This is a genomic window from Antrihabitans spumae (genome assembly GCF_043944905.1).
In the GTDB taxonomy this organism is placed as follows: Bacteria; Actinomycetota; Actinomycetes; order Mycobacteriales; family Mycobacteriaceae; genus Antrihabitans; species Antrihabitans spumae.
Genome location: NZ_JBIMSN010000182.1, coordinates 1 through 669, shown reverse-complemented (window position 1 = coordinate 669; position 669 = coordinate 1). Strand labels below are relative to the sequence as shown.

Below are 669 nucleotides of genomic sequence, written 5' to 3'. Positions count from 1 at the left end.
CGGGTGGGGCCTGACGCAGCCGAGCCAACAGCACGGCGGGGTCGCGGCGCCCGGAGTAGCCCTGTTTGGCCAGGAATGCGGCCAGTCGTTTCTCGCCCAGGTGAGCGGCTACCGCCGCGGTCGGGTAGCGGGTCAAAAATGCCAGGCTGATCGGCGATTCGACGTCGGCGAAGATCGCTTTGGCGCCGGGCCAGTGCGCGTCCAGCAGGGCGGAGAGCTGGTTGGTGGCCGCAACCCGTTGCTCGACCAGATCGGTGCGGGTGCGCGACACGGTGCGCACTGCGACCGTGGGGTCGGAGTATGGGGCTGCGACGGTGAGGCGGTGGCGGCGCAGCCGCAGGTACTCGGCGATCACCTCGGCGTCGCCGGGGTCGGATTTGGCGCCGGAGAGGACCTCGCCTTCGCGCCAGGTCTTGATCGCGTTCGGGCTGACCGGAACCACTGGATGTCCGGCCTCGAGCAGCAGGTCGACCAGCCGTCCGTTCGGGCGTTCGATGGCGATTGGAATCCCCTCGGCGGCACCGAGTTTCGCGAGACGACGAATCAGGGTCGCGATGCCGTCGGCGGAATGGGCGATCATCGAACGAGACGCGATCGTTCCGTCGGGGTTCATTACGCACACGGCGTGTGTTTCAGCGGCCCAATCGATTCCGACGTAGAACTGGGCCT

1 protein-coding gene is annotated in these 669 nt (G+C 67.9%); it reads right to left on the bottom strand.

From position 1 onward, the window contains the following. Window positions 1-649: IS110 family transposase (locus ACHIRB_RS31050; RefSeq protein ID WP_465259342.1), on the bottom strand; the 649-nt coding region annotated here is incomplete at its 3' end. Window positions 650-669: the final 20 nt, after the last annotated feature.